We start from the raw sequence: 16,617 nt of genomic DNA on the forward strand, positions 1-16,617 counted from the left end.
CTTGAAGGCCAACAACTGCCAATTAATAACCTTGCTGCTTATCAATGCAATTTATTAATGGCTGTTTCGCTTTTAAACGCAAAATGTTTTCTGCTATTTGTTCAATAACACTATCCAGATCTGACAACGCAGCACAGTGCGGTGTTAAAGTAATACCTGGATGCAACCAATAAGGGTGTTCGCTTGGTAGTGGTTCACTGGCAAACACATCAAGCGTTGCTGCGCGTATACGTGTATTGTTAAGTGCATCAAGTAAATCAGCTTCTACTATATGCCCACCTCTGGCCACATTAATCACCACAGCATGTTCAGGCAGTTGCTCAAGTAACTGTTTATTAATAATGCCTTGGGTACTGCTGGTAAGCGGTAATAAACATACTAAATAATCGGTTTGCGCAAGCATCTGTGTTAAGCCGTCATCACCATGATAGAGTGTCGCAATGTTTGATGTTTTAGGGCTTCGGCTCCAAGCATTTACGTTAAAACCGTTATTAACCAGCCTATGTGCACATGCTTGACCTAGTTCGCCAAACCCTAAAATGCTTACTTGATTATGTTTATGCGCTCTTTTAGGTTTCCATATACTTTGCTGTTGCTTTATTGCATATTCTTTTAATCGCAATTTTTGTGCTAATACATGGGTAAGTACGTATTCAGCCATATCGTTGGCTAACTGTTTATCAACAATACGCACGACCTCTACATCCGCAGGTAATAAACTTAAATCAATGCTATCAACGCCAGCGCCAAATGATGACACAGCCTTTAGGTTTGGTAACGTGGGCCACAGTGATGCAGGCGCATTCCACGCTAAAACGAACTCTACACTCTCTAAATTTTGGCAATCATCAAGTTCTTCAATTCGAATACTAGGCAATCGTGATTGCATTTTTGCTATTAATTTTGTGTTGTCCCGGCCTGTTATAGCCACCAAAACTGACATGATGATTCCTTAAGAAGTAACCCTGAATAATAGTACTGATATGGTTCAATTCAATAGTATGTAAACGGTTTTAAAAAGTCACACAACTGACTGCGTATTGTCATATCCGCACTCTAAGCTAAACATATTGGCTTTAGCCTAGTATAAAAAAGAGGTGCGTATGATCAGTGTAGATAAAGTAATTGCGACTAACTTACCACAGTTAACTAACTCATTTAAAATAAAAAAACTGGTAAAAAAGAGCCTTAGCTACTTATTACATGAACAAGAGTTTACAAACTTTGCAACAACTTATCCCCATCTTCAAGGAATAGAATTTGTCGAGCAAGTACTTGATGAACTTGATTTTGACACTCGATACAAAGCAAAACAAATAGAAAATATTCCCAGTGAAGGGAAAATTGTCATTATTGCTAATCATCCAATTGGATCCTTAGATGCGCTTGCATTAATTAATGTGTTATCGACGGTGCGTGCCGATTTAAAAGTCGTGGCTAACCGAATGCTAATGACCGTTGATGCAATGCATTCATTATTACTACCCGTTGATAATTTGTCGGGGCAAAGTAAAAAACAAGAGCTTAGTAATATCCACCAGCATTTAAAAAATGAAGGAGCATTACTTATTTTCCCTGCGGGTGAAGTTTCTCGACTTCGACCAACAGGGATCAAAGACTGTAAATGGAACAGCGGGTTTTTACGTATCGCTAAAAAAGCCAATAGCCCAATTTTACCCATACATATAAAAGCCAGAAACAGCCCGCTTTTTTACGGTGCCTCTATGCTATATAAACCGCTTGCCAGTTTATTACTAGTCAAAGAAATGTTTAAACAGCGCCAAAAATCGCTCGAATTTGAAATAGGCGCCTCCATTGCTCCTGAATCTTATTTAATACCCGATTTAAAAGACAAGGAAGTGGTCGAGCTTATACGAAAACAGCTGTACCGTTTAACCACTAAAAAAACACTGCCACTAAAAACTCATGCCCCTATTGCCTCACCAGAGTGTAAAAAAGAATTAAAAAAAGCCATCGAAAGCTGTGAACATTTAGGTAAAACCAGTGATGGCATGGTTATTTATTTATACCAATACCAAGGCAGCTCACCGTTATTTCGTGAACTTGGCCGCTTACGGGAAATTGCCTTTCGTGCAGTAGGTGAAGGCAGTGGCAATCGCCGTGATATAGACAAATACGACATGCATTATCAACACTTAGTCTTATGGGATGCACAATCACTCGAACTAGTTGGCGCTTACAGATTAGCCTGCGCGCAGGATGTGATTGAACAGCACTCTCAACGTGGGCTTTATACCGATAGCTTATTTAATTATACCCAAGAGATGACGCCATACTTCAAGCAAGGCATAGAATTAGGCCGTAGTTTTGTACAACCCAAATACTGGGGAAGAAAAAGCCTCGACTATTTATGGTATGGCATTGGTGCCTTTATTAACCGCTACCCTCAGTATCGTTACTTATTTGGTGCCGTGAGTGTGTCAAACGCACTGCCAGAGCAAGCAAAATCCTTACTGGTACATTATTATCAGCACTATTATGGCTCTGAAAAGTCACTCGCAACGCCTAACAATGCTTTTCGTCATACCCGTGAGCAGCAGATTCAATGCACTAATTTGTTTATGGGTAACAACATCAAAGAAGACTTTGTAGAACTTAAACACATACTGGCTAATATGGGCACCCATGTACCCACACTATTTAAACAATACACCGAGCTATGTGAGCCAAATGGGGTAACGTTTTTAAGTTTTAGTATTGATCCGCAATTTAATAATTGTATTGATGGATTGGTATTGGTCGACCTTGAGAAAGTAAAACCGAGTAAAGCAAAACGCTATTTGGGAGCGCAAGACACCGCCTCACTAAACTAAGCTTTGCCGTTAAAATATTAACTTAAGCGCCTAAGCTTGGGCGCTTAAACTTAAATACTTAAACTTAGGCAATTTAATATTTATCTAATCTCCTCATTATTAGATGGGCTAAATATATGTATTAATAGTTGGGTGTATATTTTCTCTATTTGTAACAAGTCGCTAATGGGTACATGTTCATTAACTTGATGAATGGTCTGATTTAAAACCCCGCACTCTATCACTTGCGTGTTTTTACTTGCAAAAAACCGCCCATCTGAAGTCCCGCCGCTGGTACTAAGTACCGGATAGCTTCCGGTCACGTTAAATATTGCCTGCTCTAGCTGGGCGAGTAAGCAGCGCTCTGACCGATGGCTTGTATAATAAGGTTCACATGGACGCTCCCATTGCACCGTTAAATATTCGTTTAAATCATTCAGTGCAGTAAGTACCAGCTGTTTCACATCTGTACTTTTATACCCATGGCTGTAGCGAATATTAAACGTAATATTACATTGAGCAGGCACTAAATTATCAAGCACGTTATCAATATTAATACCGGTTACTTGCAAGCTTGTTTTTGAGCTTGGCTCATCTAAAAGCCAATCAATTTGGGTTAATCTATTCACTACTTCAGCGCTGATATGCGCAGCATTGATGGTATTTTCAGGATAGGCCACGTGTCCTGCTTTTCCTTGAATAGTTAAACGCGCTGACAGCGCGCCACGTCGGCCATTTTTTATGGTGTCGCCCACTTGCAAATGACTTGTAGGCTCACCAACAATACAGCCATCAAGTACAACACCTTGTTGTGCTAGGCGTTTCGCAATCAACACTGAGCCATGCTCTGCCTCACCTTCTTCATCAGAGGTGATCAACCAATACAAGGTGCCCTGCTTTTGCTGCGCACTATGTATTAGCGACTGCGTTGCACTGAGCATGGCTGCAATGCCCCCTTTCATATCAGCGGCACCACGCCCATAAATCGCATCATTAATTATTTTTCCATCAAACGGATCAGCTAACCAGCCACCTTGCGCAGCAGGGACCACATCAATATGACCAGAAAATGCCACCACAGGACCTGCTCCAAAAGATATTTTAGCAATTAAATTAGTGACATTATGGGCACTAAACTGCTCAATGCTAAAACCTAAATCAGTTAGCTGATGTGCCAGCCACTCAACACCACCTGCGGAATTAGGCGTAATTGACTTAAAACGGATCAGCGTTTGTAAGTGACTGAGCGTTTTTAACTGTGGAATAGTTAAGTACGGCGCGGGTACTTTTTTGTTGATAGCTTTTGTCATAATAAACACACCTCGTTTTAGCAGTGTATTTATTACAACGACTTTTTATGACCGCATTATGAAATTACAGGCTAACGTGTGCCCTCTTCTATTAATGTTTCTCGTGTCACCTGCACAATGTGTTTATCTTCTTTGGTTAATCTGGTTTTTTTCCATGCGCCACGCATAAACCAAGCGAACGCTATCAGTGCGATGGTTATGTTCGTAATTGCAAACGAATACCATATTCCCTGATCGCCAAGGAAAGTGTGATTAGAAAGAATATAAGCGGCAGGAAACTGCACCACGCATTGTGATAATAACGCGATAATCATGGCATTAAGCATATTCCCAGAGGCACGAAAAGCAGCAACAATACAAAGCTGAACACCAATTCCCCCCCAGCTTAAACACATCACTTGAACAAACTGCGCGCCTTTATTTATTACACTGTTATCTTCGGGAATAAAAAATGCCACCAGCGTATCAGCATACAAGTAAGCAATGCCCCCAACAAAAGAAAGGCCTATTAATCCCCACATACTGGCAAGCTTCGTTATTTGCTCAGCCCGTTTAATATTGCCGGCGCCCATATTTTGCCCCACCAAGGTTGATACCGCCATTGATAAACCCATGGCAGGGATCATCACCATTTGCAAAATATTAGAGCCCACGCCATAAGCCGCAATGGTAACGGTTCCAAAGCTTGCCACTAAAAATGACATGATGATCAAGCCAAAAGCACGTGTTGATAATTCAATAGAACCAGGCGCTCCTAAGAAAAAAGCCCGTTTCATATATTGCCAATCGGGATAGAAGCTTTTTAGCTGTAATTGAATGCCATGGCGACCGCGTAAAAATATAATAATGCCCGCCAGCGCCGCTAAACTTTGTGTAACCAAAGTCGCCAGCGCAGCGCCCATAACGCCAAGCCCTTCAAAGCGGCCGTAACCAAAAATAAATAGCGGGTCGAGTATAAAATTAAGTAACACGGTGGTGCTAACTATGATTAAAGGTACTTTAGTTTGCCCAATGCCCCGCATTAGCGATTGGAACATGGCGTAAATAAACACAAAAATAACGCCAATAAAGGACACATGCATAAACTTAAGTGCATCACTGTAAACCGCCGGCTCAACGCCTAGCAGTTTTAAAAAGTATGGGGAAAGTACATAACCTAAGAGCCCTAACACTAAGGCGGTAAATGCAACCATTAACACCGTTTGCGCTGCAACATGGTTCACTTTATCTTGCTGACCTGCCCCCATGTATTGCGCCGATAAAATAGCACCGGCCATTGCAAGCCCAGAGCCTATAGCAATGACTAAAAAAGTGATCGGGGTACTAATAGACACTGCAGCGACTTGAGTTGCTCCTAATCGCCCAACCCAAAATGCATCCGTAAGCTGATAAGCCGACTGCAATATATTAATGAGGATAATAGGAATACCTAATTTCAACAGCGCTTTAGCAATGGAGCCTTGAAGAAATAGTTGACCAGAGGGAGTCATGAGGTCGCTTACTTTTATTAAACCGTGAACATAGCCTTAGTTTAACAAAACTAGCTGATTATATTATGAATACTTCGTTTGCGGCTTGTATTTAAGTGATCAGTCAATAATTTTTAAGCACTAATTAAGTAAAAGTTTAATCTAAATCAATAAATAGAGGCTCTTTACTCATCCGCTTTTGAAACTTTGATCTAGAACAGGTTTTTATTTTTAACCTCGAGCAATAATAGCCTCAATCAACAAATAGTCACACAGTAGTTCACGGAGAACAACATGAAAACTAAACTAAGCATTGCAATACTTACTTCTTTACTGGCTCTTTCTCCTGCAGCACACGCTAACTTTAGTGTTAATGTTGGCGCAATTAATGTTAATCCAGATAACGATGGTTCAAAAATTAACGAAGCACCTACTCTAGGCTTAAAAGGCGACTCAGATACTCAGTTAGGTATTACTGTAGATTACGCATTTAACGACCAATGGGTATTAGAGCTTATTGCAGCAACTCCGTTTTCTCATGATGTAGAAGGTACTGGTGGTTTAGCTGGTAATAAAATTGCTGATATTAAACATTTACCACCATCACTGGTTGCACAATACCACTTTTTAGATAGCAGCTATGCACTTCGTCCGTTTGTAGGTGTGGGAATTAACTATACGACGTTCTTTGACGAACAGCCTTCTGCAGCACTTAAAGCAACGTTAGGAACTAACGATGTAGAAGTAAAACTAGATGATTCATTTGGTTTTGTTGCTCAAGTAGGTGCTAACTACAAGATTGATGAAAAATGGGGCCTACACGCTATGGTATCTATCATGGATATTGATACTGATGCGACTGTTTATGCTAATGGCGCAAAAGCATTAACATCAACCGTGTCACTTGACCCTGTTGTTGCCATGTTTGGTCTTAAATACTCGTTTTAATAACGTTTATGTGTGTGTTAAAAAGGCCGTTAGGCCTTTTTTTTTGCCTGTGTTTAGCGAGGTAAGTTATTTACTTTTTTTTGCTCAAGCATTTCTTTCCAGTGAATTATTTCAGCCGGTAAAATGGGGGCAACCCCGTCAAAGCCTGCAACCTCGAGCATATGCTCAACACTGACCACCCCTTTCTTACTTTTAAACACGCCGCGCACATAAGCAATGGCATGTAAGCCACGCTCTGAATGAAACTTTTGTTCAATGTAAAAGTATTTATGATCCCAGCCAACCAAACGCGTACTAATGGTAAAACGTTGCATTGGCTTAATATCGCGGATGTAGGTAATGGCTGTCGCATTAACAATAGGGAACCAACGACGTTTCATTATTTGCTTAAGCAAACCAACCCGTTCAGTCATCCAGGTACGCGACAAGTCCATCATCGCTAAATAGCGCGAATTGGTTAAATGCAAATTAATATCGCAGTCACTTGGTAATGCTTTGTAGTCTATATCAACCGTATCTAACAACGATTGATAGTCACGATTACGTTTAATTTTAAAAAATAACAGCAGCAGTCTAAAATATAAGTTCACAGTAGAGGTCTTACCAGTTGAGTTTTTATCAGTGTATCATAGCGATTGACTCCTTTGGTTGTTTTTGAACCAAGGAATCAATCACTAAATGAGGATGTTTGGGTATCTATCTTTAAACTTTAACCGTTTTGCGGTTAATGCCGTAATCACGCAATTTATTAGCCACAGCAGTATGACTCAGTCCCAAGCGTTTAGCTAACTGACGAGAGCTAGGATAGGCAGGATAAAGCTTACGCAGTAAGGTGGCTTCAAAACGCTTAACCGCTTGATCAAGCGAGCCCTCAAAATCAGACTCTAAATAGCCTAAATCATGGGTAAACGTAGGTAACTGTAAATGTTCAACGCGCAGTTCACTGTCTTCTAACAACGATACCGCACGGTAAATCGCGTTTTCTAATTGGCGTACATTGCCAGGCCATGGGTAATCTTGTAAAAACGTTAAACATTCTTCAGATAACTCGGGGACTGTATGGCCATTTTGCTGCGCATATTTTTGAATAAAGTGTTCAGCAAGTGGCCCAACATCCGCTTTACGATCTCTAAGCGGCGCAATTTCCAGTGTTAATACATTAATTCGGTAGTATAAATCTTCTCTAAATACGCCCTCTTGAACCATTGCTGGTAAATCTTTTTGCGTGGCAGCAATAATACGCACGTTCACTTTAACTTCGTTTTCGTCGCCAACTTTTCTAAATGTACCGTCTTGTAAAAAACGTAGCAATTTAGTTTGTAGCTGCGTCGACATTTCACCTACTTCATCTAAAAATACCGTTCCACCATCCGCTTGTTCGAGTACACCACGTTTAGGCGCTGCGTTTTCTTCATACCCGGCATAACCGAATAGTTCGGACTCAGCAACATCATCTGGTAACGAGGCACACGATAAAGCAATAAATGGTTTTACTGAGCGGTTAGATGCATAGTGACAAGCTCGTGCTAGCAACTCTTTACCCGTCCCCGTTTCACCCGTAATAAGAATGGGAGCTTCAAGTTGCGCCATTTTTCGCGCTTCGCGAACCACACGGCGCATCGCCGTGCTAAAGTTATGAATAGTCGCAAAGCTTTCTTGGCCATAACGCCTAAAAGCACTCACTTGCTGGCCTAAACGACTTTGCGATTTTATATTAATTACCGCGCCCGCTAACACATCACCTTCACTGCCTTGAGGGACCGCAATAGGCAGAATATCAGCAATAAAATCTTCACCTGCTACTTCAACACGCGTGGTTTGCCCCAGTACTTCTTTGCCCTCTAACCAACGGGTAAAGTTAAAGCCTTTGAGCAAATTATTAATATTAGCACCGGTGACTTCTTTTTCTGTTAATTGTAAATCTTTGCAGGCTGCGTCGTTACACAGGCGCACCCACCCTTTAGCATCAATAGATATAACGCCATCAGGAAGTGCTCTTAATAAGGTGTTAAGTTCGTTGTGCTCACGTTCAGACGGTAAAAACGCGGTTGTGCGTACATCATGTACACCATCGATTAAGCGAATAGACGGCATGATTTTTTGAAATTGTTCAAATTCAATCTCAGGAAAACTCACATACATACGACAATTTACTGAGTCGACTTCAATCCCTTTTAAGTCAACATTGTAGCTAACTAAAATATTAAGAATCTCTTGAGCAATACCAACTCGGTCTGCACAGTGAATATCTAAACGCATACACCCTCAGGTAAGGAAAAACTAGTTGGCGTGAATAATACGCTAACTCTGTTTACGAGCATAGTTTATTGTAAAGAAATTTGGACGAAAAAATGTTTTTTTACTAACTAGAGGGCTTTTTCAAGCACTTAACGAATTCAAGCTTGGCTGTTCACTAAAAGTCGGGGTTATTGCAACTCAATTTAGTCTAGCTGGCCTTGTATAAATTATATGCTGCAATGAGCGAATCATTACTGTCCATACGCCAATATTCGCTCATGTTTAATCTAAGTGGTGATTATTAAATTAAAGTAGTAAAGGTTAACTATTATTAAAAATTTAGTAGCTGTAACTACCCGTAAAACAAAGCTTTTATTTATTTTTCAAGCTGTATTTAAACAGTGTTAAAGATAACGTTGGTATGACAATGTTACCTATGATGTTAAAGATATTTTTTGATAAGTTTAGGTGTTTACTGCAGCAAATAGGGGTTCACACACTGGTATTTAACAATTACATAACCGATGTATGATAGCGCGCTCAACGCTTCCCCTCGCACAAAGGTCTATGTATACTTAGGCGCAATTGTAACTAGGATAAGGGTGTGACGCTTACCTAAACGTATAGCTGCGTTTAGCAAACCATTACCTTAGCTGCATAAAAAACACTGATGATCGAGCATTTATTATACTTTTTATGAGTAAAAATTTAGCTAAATAAAAAACCACAAGGTCATCAAAACAATAATGAATTAGGAAGTAAATATGAGTTCAAATTCTGACAGTGGCTGGTTTGGTCACCCTAAAGGACTTTCAACCCTGTTTTTCACAGAAATGTGGGAACGAATGAGTTACTACGGTATGCGAGCGATGCTCGTATTATTTATGACAGCAAGTTTACAACAAGAAGGCCTAGGGTTTACCGTTGCTTCTGCTGCTGCAATTTATGGCTTATACACAGGTTCAGTATACTTTTTAGGTTTACCTGGTGGTTGGTTAGCAGATAGATTGTTTGGTGGTCAAAAAGCAGTATGGTATGGCGGTATTATTATCATGTGTGGCCATATTATTTTAGCCGTGCCACATGAATATTCATTTTTCATTGGTTTGATCTTTGTTGCAACAGGTACTGGTTTACTAAAACCTAATATCAGTGCCATGGTTGGTCAGCTTTATACTGACGAAGATGAGCGCCGTGATGGTGGTTTCGCTATTTACTACATGGGTATTAACTTAGGTTCTTTAATTGGTTACTACGTGTGTGGTTACTTTATGGAAAACGTAGGTTGGCACTGGGCATTTGGTGCCGCGGCTGTCGGTATGGGTATTGGTTTAATTCAATACAAGCGTACACTTAAAAACTTACCAGATCACAGCGCATTACCTGCTAACCCATTAAGCCCTAAAGGTACTTCGCGCGCATGGGGTGGTATTGCTGCATTTGTTATCGCGACCGCCGGTGTTACCGCTGCTGCGATGACGGGTGCTATTGTCATTAACCCATCGATTGTTGCAGGGTACACCGCAGTTATATTTACTGTTATCTTTTTCGTTTACTTTGGCCTTATATACTTCAAAGGCAAACTAACCAATGCTGAAAAACAAAGAATGTGGGCGCTATTTTTAGTCTGTGTCGCTTCAGCCTGTTTTTGGTCTGGCTTTGAACAAGCCGGTTCTTCATTAAATCTGTTTGCTCGTGACTATACAGACCGTCTGGTTGGCACATTTGAAATTCCAACGACTTGGTTCCAATCTCTAAATTCATTGTTCATTATTGCGCTATCGCCATTCTTTGCCGCTTTTTGGATTAATTTATCTAAAAAAATGGTCTCGCCTACTTACAGCGTAAAATGTGCGTTGGGCCTCGTTATTATGGCTTCAGGCTTTTTAGTAATGTTTATGGCAGCACACTATGCCGCTGAAGGCTTAAAAGTAGCACCTTATTGGCTTGTTACTACGTATTTCTTACACACAGTGGGTGAGCTTTGTTTAAGCCCAGTTGCATTGAGTGCTGTAAGTAAGTTATCGCCTCGCCGCTTTACTGGTCAAATGATGGGGGTATTCGTACTTACATATTCTATCGGTAACGTTATTTCAGGATTACTTGCTGGTAACTTTGATCCTAACAATGTTGAAGAAATCCCGAACCTTTACCTACAAATTGCCTTATTTAGTATCGGTGTAGGTATCATCTTAGTACTGATGAGTTTTAAAGCTAAAATATGGGAAAAACAAGGTTTAGAACAAACCGCACCAACACAATAATTTAGATTTATCACACGCATAATTATGAGCTTTGATAAATGATATCAAATACCTCCTGTAGTTAACTGCAGGGGGTATTTTTATGGCCGCTAGATTAAACCACACAATTTTTACATTCAGCCGTTTATTATTTATACCTCATCACTGTGCAAAACGAGTTCATAGCAGCAAAGCATCAATACTCTTTGTTTTTATATATATCGCAGCTAACCAAACTCATTAAAAGTGTAAATAATAAAATACAAAAACCGCACTTTTTTTAGCGCAAAAAAACTAAAAACACATATAAATAAATTAAATTAAACTATTAACAATCAATAATTTAACAAGAAAACCTGCACTTTCATCTCGCTACCTAATTTTTACTTTCACCTGCTCGTATGTAAATAAACAACATACTTTGATAACCGTCTCGTAAAATTTACACACGCGCTATTTACTAAATAACAACACCCTCTTCCCCAAAACACCAATCTGGTTAATCATGCAGGCAATACGATAACTAATAATCGCAGTGCTTAATTGCGGGAGTAATTATAATGAGTGAAGTAAATAACCCTTTAGGTTTGGTTGGTATTGAATTTACCGAGTACGCAACACCCGATGCCGATTACATGGATAAAGTGTTTACCGATTTTGGTTTTTCAAAGTTAAAAAAATTCAAAGGTAAAGACATTGTTTATTACAACCAAAACGATATTCATTTTTTACTAAATAATGAACGCGATGGTTTTTCAGCTGAATTTGCTAAAAATCATGGCCCAGCAATTTGTTCTATGGGTTGGCGCGTAGAGAACGCTCAAGCGGCGTTTGAAGCAGCGGTTGAACGTGGCGCTAAGCCAGCTACTGATGCAGCAAATAAAGACTTACCGTACCCTGCTATTTACGGCATTGGCGACAGCTTAATATACTTTATTGAACAGTTTGGCGATAAAGGCTCTATCTACGCAAACGACTTTGAAGATTTAGCTGAGCAAAACGTCGTTAATGATAAAGGGTTCTTACGTATCGACCACTTAACCAATAACGTTTATAAAGGCACAATGGAAACATGGGCTAACTTTTATAAAGACGTGTTTGGTTTTACCGAAGTGCGCTACTTTGATATTAAAGGCCAAAAAACAGCCTTACTCTCTTATGCATTAAAATCACCTTGTGGCACTTTCTCTATTCCAATCAATGAAGGTAAAGGTAACGACAATAACCAAATTGATGAATACCTAGGCGAATACAATGGCCCAGGTGTACAGCATTTAGCCTTTTTAACCGACGACTTAGTGAGCTCACTTGATAAGTTAGATAAATCAACTATCGCCACTTTAGATATTATCCCTGAGTACTACGATACTATTTTTGACCGTGTACCATGGGTTAAAGAAGACAAAGAAAAGATTCGTGAGCATCAAATCCTGGTTGATAGCCAAAGCGAAGATTGCTACTTATTGCAAATTTTCTCTAAAAACTTATTTGGCCCTATCTTCATTGAGATGATTCAACGTGTTGACGATGGTGGCTTTGGTGAAGGTAACTTCCAAGCGCTGTTCGAATCAATCGAGCGAGATCAAGAACGCCGCGGCGTTTTATAATTAAAATTATGACTCTAAAAAGCAGCGTATTTCGCTGCTTTTTGTCGTTTAATCGTAACTAAGAGAGCTTATCTCTCTTTGCGTGTTTAAATCGCGCTTTTCATCACCATATAACTAGTAGATATTTAAAACTTGCTGGTGCTATGTTCTTATTTAATAAATTGATATGCGCGACCAACTAAACCAAAGGAAATGTAATGAGTTTAATTAACGAAACCCATGATATAAATTTAACTAGCTGGGTTGCATCAGCAAATGATGCACAATGTGACTTCCCTATCCAAAATCTACCTTTTGCCGAAGTACGTCGCAAAAATAGCAACGAAGCTTTCCGTGGCGCGGTTGCCATTGGCGATCAGGTTATTGATTTAGCAAAAGTAAATGAACTCGCTATTTTTAGTGGCGATGCTCAAGTCGCCATTGCTGCAGCAAGTAATCCTACACTAAATGAGTTTATGGGTCTGGGTGAGCAATATTGGTCAGCCCTACGTTTAGCATTATCGAAAGCATTACGTGAAGGTTCTGAGCATCAAGAACAACTTACACACGCACTTATTGCGCAAAGCGAGATTGAATTTGCTCTGCCGTGTCGCATTGGCGATTACACCGACTTTTACACCTCGATTTATCATGCTACGGCCGTAGGTAGTTTATTCCGCCCTGATAACCCACTGCTACCGAATTACAAGTGGGTACCGATTGGTTATCACGGTCGTTCGTCATCTATTGGCGTATCTGGTCAGCAGTTCCATCGCCCTAAAGGACAAACTAAAGCGCCAGACGCAGAAGTACCTTCATTTGGTCCGTGTAAGCGTCTTGATTACGAGCTTGAACTGGGTATTTACTTGGGTAAGGGTAATGAGCTGGGTGATGCTATTGCCATTGAAAATGCTGAAAAACATGTGTTTGGCTTTTGTGTTTTCAACGATTGGTCAGCACGTGATTTACAAGCATGGGAATACCAACCGCTTGGTCCATTTTTAGCAAAAAACTTTGCATCAACCGTGTCACCATGGATTGTAACTACCGAAGCACTTGCACCATTTAGAACAAGCTGGACGCGTGATGAAAATGATCCGCAACCATTGGAATATTTAGAATCAACGGCTAACCGTGATCAAGGCGCATTTGATATTCAAATGGATGTTAAAATTCAAACGCAAAAAATGCGTGATGAAGGCTACAACCCAACACAAGTGTCTAAATCTAGCTTTAAGCATTCATACTGGACTGTGGCACAAATGGTGACTCACCATACGGTAAACGGTTGTAACTTTATGCCAGGCGACATGCTGGGCTCTGGAACGCAATCAGGCCCAACTCATGAAGAAGCAGGTTCATTACTTGAGCTTTCTCGTGGTGGTAAAGAAAAAATCACCTTAAGCAACGGCGAACAGCGTAGCTTCTTGGAAGACGGCGACAACGTGATAATGCGTGGCTGGTGTGAAAAAGAAGGTTTTGCACGTATTGGCTTCGGCTGCGTGGAGAGTACGGTATTGCCAGCAAAATAATTGTAAAATCAATAAACTAGTAAAAAAGGGTGGCCGAATAAGCCGCCCTTTTTTATTAATTAAGCCATAGTTACAATTTTTTTCTGGCTTTTTTAGTTGAAATTGCTATCTTGAATCCGTTAATAGCCAGTAAATATGTGACATGTCTGTATTCATAAAATCTTTTTTTCATAAAAACTTCCCAGCTCGCCAGCTGCTTATTCGCCAAAATGGCGAAGTAAAGCATGTGGTTTTGGCACCATGGTTACAAGTTTCTGTACTCGCTATTATTATCACCGCTATTGTGTGGATGAGTGTCTCTAGTATTCGTGTGTATATGCAAACACACCAAATATCTCATATCGAACAAACTCAACTTGATAAGCAAGCGCAGTGGCAACAAAAAGTAAAGCAGCAGCAGCAACGCTATGCATTACAACAAGAACAGTTAGCTGAACTAGAACAAAAACAAGCTTTATTACAAGGTATGATTGAATCATTGCCTGCTTCTATTAGCAAAGACGCCATTAAATTAGAGGGTGAGCTTGACTCCTCCCCTATAAATGAGAGCGAGAGCGAATTCCATGAACCGCTCGAAGATGACAAGTCACAAAACAAACAGGCCCACAATAACGCCACCAGTTTTGAGCAGCGCTATACTTTACTAAATGAACAATACGATACTAATTTTACCTTATTAGCTGCGCAAATTAATCAACGCCACGACGCTATTTTAGAAATATTGCAAGACACAGGTCTCGAAAATGCACTTGCACAGCACCTCGCCTTAGCGGCACAAACAACGGCGCAAGGTGGCCCGCTGGACATACTTGATGAAAGTAAAATACCCAATACATTTTTAGCAATTGCCGATAAGTTGCTTGTTTTAAATCAGCTAGAAAACTTTTTAACCGCCTTGCCGAACACATTACCCTTACCTGCCGCAAAATATTATATTTCGAGCAACTTTGGGCTTCGAAAAGATCCCATGAATAAAAGACGCGCATTTCATAAAGGCGTTGATTTAGCTGGATGGCATAAAACAGAAATTTTTGCCCCTGCCGATGCAACGGTGCGCCGAGCTGGCCGCAATGGTGGTTATGGTAACTTTATTGAATTAGAACATAAAAATGGCGTTGTAACGCGCTTTGGTCACTTAAACAAAATTAATGTTAAAAAAGGCCAAGTTGTTGCAAAGCACGATGTCATTGGTTTAATGGGCAGTACCGGAAGAAGTACAAGTACTCATTTACACTATGAAGTATTAATAGACGACAAGCATGTCAATCCACTAAAAATAACAAAGGCGCTTTCTCGTGTTTGGTAAAAATAAACAAGCAAAAACGGACTCATCAATCAAGCGAGTGAGTCATACTCCCTCAATTATTTCTAACGATGTGCGTATTACGGGCTCTTTAGTTAGCCAAGGTGAAGTGCAACTTGATGGACGTATTGACGGTGATATTAAAGCTGAGCATTTAGTTATCGGCTCCTCCGGTGTTGTTGAAGGCGTTGTTGAGGCTAGCAGCGTTGTTGTTAAAGGTAAAATCATAGGCTCTTTAAATGCAAGCGAAGTGAAGATCGAAAATAATGCCCATGTCCTTGGCGATATTTTTCATGACACACTAAGCATAGAAGCCGGTGCGATTATTGAAGGTAGTTTAAAGCAGCGCTTTGAAAAAGAAGTCATTGAGCATGCTAAAGATAAACCAAAACCGGTTAACGATGTAAAAGCCATTGTTGATAATGAAGACAGTGGCCTTTCGTTTGTAAACAAGTCGTCTACTGCAAAAAGTTAAACCTGAACAAAAAAATGGTTTAGTCAATAAACTAAACCATTGTTTTTAATCATTTTTATAAAACTATAATTTAGCAATTACTTCTTGTTTGTGATGTACATGGTTATATCTGCAGTAAAAACCAACTCATTTCGGGTATTATAAAGCTTTACCGGCACCACTAAATCTTCTTTATCAATCCATTGATGTGGTAACTCAATTTCAGCAATCGCAGTAACGTCTGTGTCTACCTTAGCTAAATATTGTACTGTCATACCCTTAGGTATCCAGCGGTGTGTTTTATGCGGTACCGTCGCATCCACCATCACTCCAGCACACAGCTCAGCCAAATTACATTGAGCAATCGCATGAATTGTCCCAATGTGATTATGTACACGACGTGTGTTTTTAACCACAGCACTACAGTGCCCTGCTTTTAAATCTAAAATAGTGGGTTTCATAGAGCCAAAATAAGGTGCCTTGAAACACACGGCTTTGCTGAAAAGCCAGTTACCGTATGGCCATTTTTTAAATTTATGCCATGTTTTTATTAATGCAGACTCATTACTCATTATTATTTTTCCATTGTCTTTGCTTAAAAAGCAAATTAACACATCGGATCAGTTTAAAGAAGTGTGATACTTAAACAAAAATAATCATAATAAGGTTAAAAGTAGGTAAGTTGGCTGATACATCGGCCATAAGCCCTTTCTTTTTCATC

Annotated in this window: 13 protein-coding genes; 7 read left to right on the forward strand and 6 right to left on the reverse strand. The window is 39.9% G+C overall.

The window, feature by feature from the left end; translation table 11 throughout:
* Positions 1-22 precede the first annotated feature (22 nt).
* Entirely contained in the window at positions 23-943 is a 921-nt protein-coding gene (locus BM380_RS09035) for a 2-hydroxyacid dehydrogenase (protein ID WP_024602837.1), read from the reverse strand.
* A 160-nt stretch (positions 944-1,103) separates the two neighbouring features.
* Here BM380_RS09035 and BM380_RS09040 point away from each other — a divergent pair, with 160 nt between their 5' ends.
* Positions 1,104-2,834 (forward strand): bifunctional ornithine lipid synthase OlsF, encoded by a 1,731-nt coding sequence (locus BM380_RS09040; protein WP_033103847.1) that lies wholly within the window; start codon positions 1,104-1,106, stop codon positions 2,832-2,834.
* Between the two features lie 80 nt (positions 2,835-2,914).
* Here BM380_RS09040 and dapE read toward each other — a convergent pair whose 3' ends face one another.
* On the reverse strand, positions 2,915-4,123 hold the full coding sequence (gene dapE / locus BM380_RS09045; RefSeq protein WP_090494034.1) for a succinyl-diaminopimelate desuccinylase: 1,209 nt from the start codon (positions 4,121-4,123) through the stop codon (positions 2,915-2,917).
* Between the two features lie 71 nt (positions 4,124-4,194).
* Positions 4,195-5,613: an MATE family efflux transporter gene (locus BM380_RS09050; protein ID WP_090494036.1), complete on the reverse strand. Its 1,419-nt coding sequence runs from the start codon at positions 5,611-5,613 to the stop codon at positions 4,195-4,197.
* 273 nt (positions 5,614-5,886) lie between these two features.
* Here BM380_RS09050 and BM380_RS09055 point away from each other — a divergent pair, with 273 nt between their 5' ends.
* Positions 5,887-6,540: an OmpW/AlkL family protein gene (locus BM380_RS09055; protein WP_013464458.1), complete on the forward strand. Its 654-nt coding sequence runs from the start codon at positions 5,887-5,889 to the stop codon at positions 6,538-6,540.
* Between the two features lie 53 nt (positions 6,541-6,593).
* Here BM380_RS09055 and BM380_RS09060 read toward each other — a convergent pair whose 3' ends face one another.
* Together BM380_RS09060 and tyrR are read right to left on the reverse strand one after the other, a co-directional pair.
* Complete coding sequence (locus BM380_RS09060; protein ID WP_016899430.1) at positions 6,594-7,130, reverse strand: thioesterase family protein; 537 nt, start codon at positions 7,128-7,130, stop codon at positions 6,594-6,596.
* 112 nt (positions 7,131-7,242) lie between these two features.
* Positions 7,243-8,799: a transcriptional regulator TyrR gene (tyrR, locus tag BM380_RS09065; protein ID WP_013464456.1), complete on the reverse strand. Its 1,557-nt coding sequence runs from the start codon at positions 8,797-8,799 to the stop codon at positions 7,243-7,245.
* Positions 8,800-9,542: 743 nt separating this feature from the next.
* On the opposite strand from tyrR, the gene BM380_RS09070 reads away from it, so the two are divergent.
* From BM380_RS09070 to BM380_RS09090, 5 genes are all read left to right on the forward strand, one after another.
* Complete coding sequence (locus BM380_RS09070) at positions 9,543-11,042, forward strand: peptide MFS transporter (protein ID WP_090494038.1); 1,500 nt, start codon at positions 9,543-9,545, stop codon at positions 11,040-11,042.
* Positions 11,043-11,581: 539 nt separating this feature from the next.
* Positions 11,582-12,628, forward strand: coding sequence for a 4-hydroxyphenylpyruvate dioxygenase (gene hppD / locus BM380_RS09075; protein ID WP_016899429.1), 1,047 nt, complete (start codon positions 11,582-11,584; stop codon positions 12,626-12,628).
* Positions 12,629-12,825: 197 nt separating this feature from the next.
* Positions 12,826-14,139, forward strand: coding sequence for a fumarylacetoacetase (fahA, locus tag BM380_RS09080; protein ID WP_013464453.1), 1,314 nt, complete (start codon positions 12,826-12,828; stop codon positions 14,137-14,139).
* Between the two features lie 142 nt (positions 14,140-14,281).
* Positions 14,282-15,445: a M23 family metallopeptidase gene (locus BM380_RS09085; RefSeq protein WP_090494040.1), complete on the forward strand. Its 1,164-nt coding sequence runs from the start codon at positions 14,282-14,284 to the stop codon at positions 15,443-15,445.
* Entirely contained in the window at positions 15,435-15,917 is a 483-nt protein-coding gene (locus tag BM380_RS09090; RefSeq protein WP_013464451.1) for a bactofilin family protein, read from the forward strand. The genes BM380_RS09085 and BM380_RS09090 overlap by 11 nt, the downstream gene beginning before the upstream one ends.
* A gap of 77 nt (positions 15,918-15,994) precedes the next feature.
* Here the strand turns inward: BM380_RS09090 and BM380_RS09095 are convergent, their stop codons facing one another.
* Positions 15,995-16,468: a hotdog fold domain-containing protein gene (locus tag BM380_RS09095; protein ID WP_090494043.1), complete on the reverse strand. Its 474-nt coding sequence runs from the start codon at positions 16,466-16,468 to the stop codon at positions 15,995-15,997.
* Positions 16,469-16,617 lie beyond the last annotated feature (149 nt).

Origin of the sequence: Pseudoalteromonas sp. DSM 26666, from assembly GCF_900116475.1 — a bacterium.
Lineage (GTDB): Bacteria > Pseudomonadota > Gammaproteobacteria > Enterobacterales > Alteromonadaceae > Pseudoalteromonas > Pseudoalteromonas tetraodonis.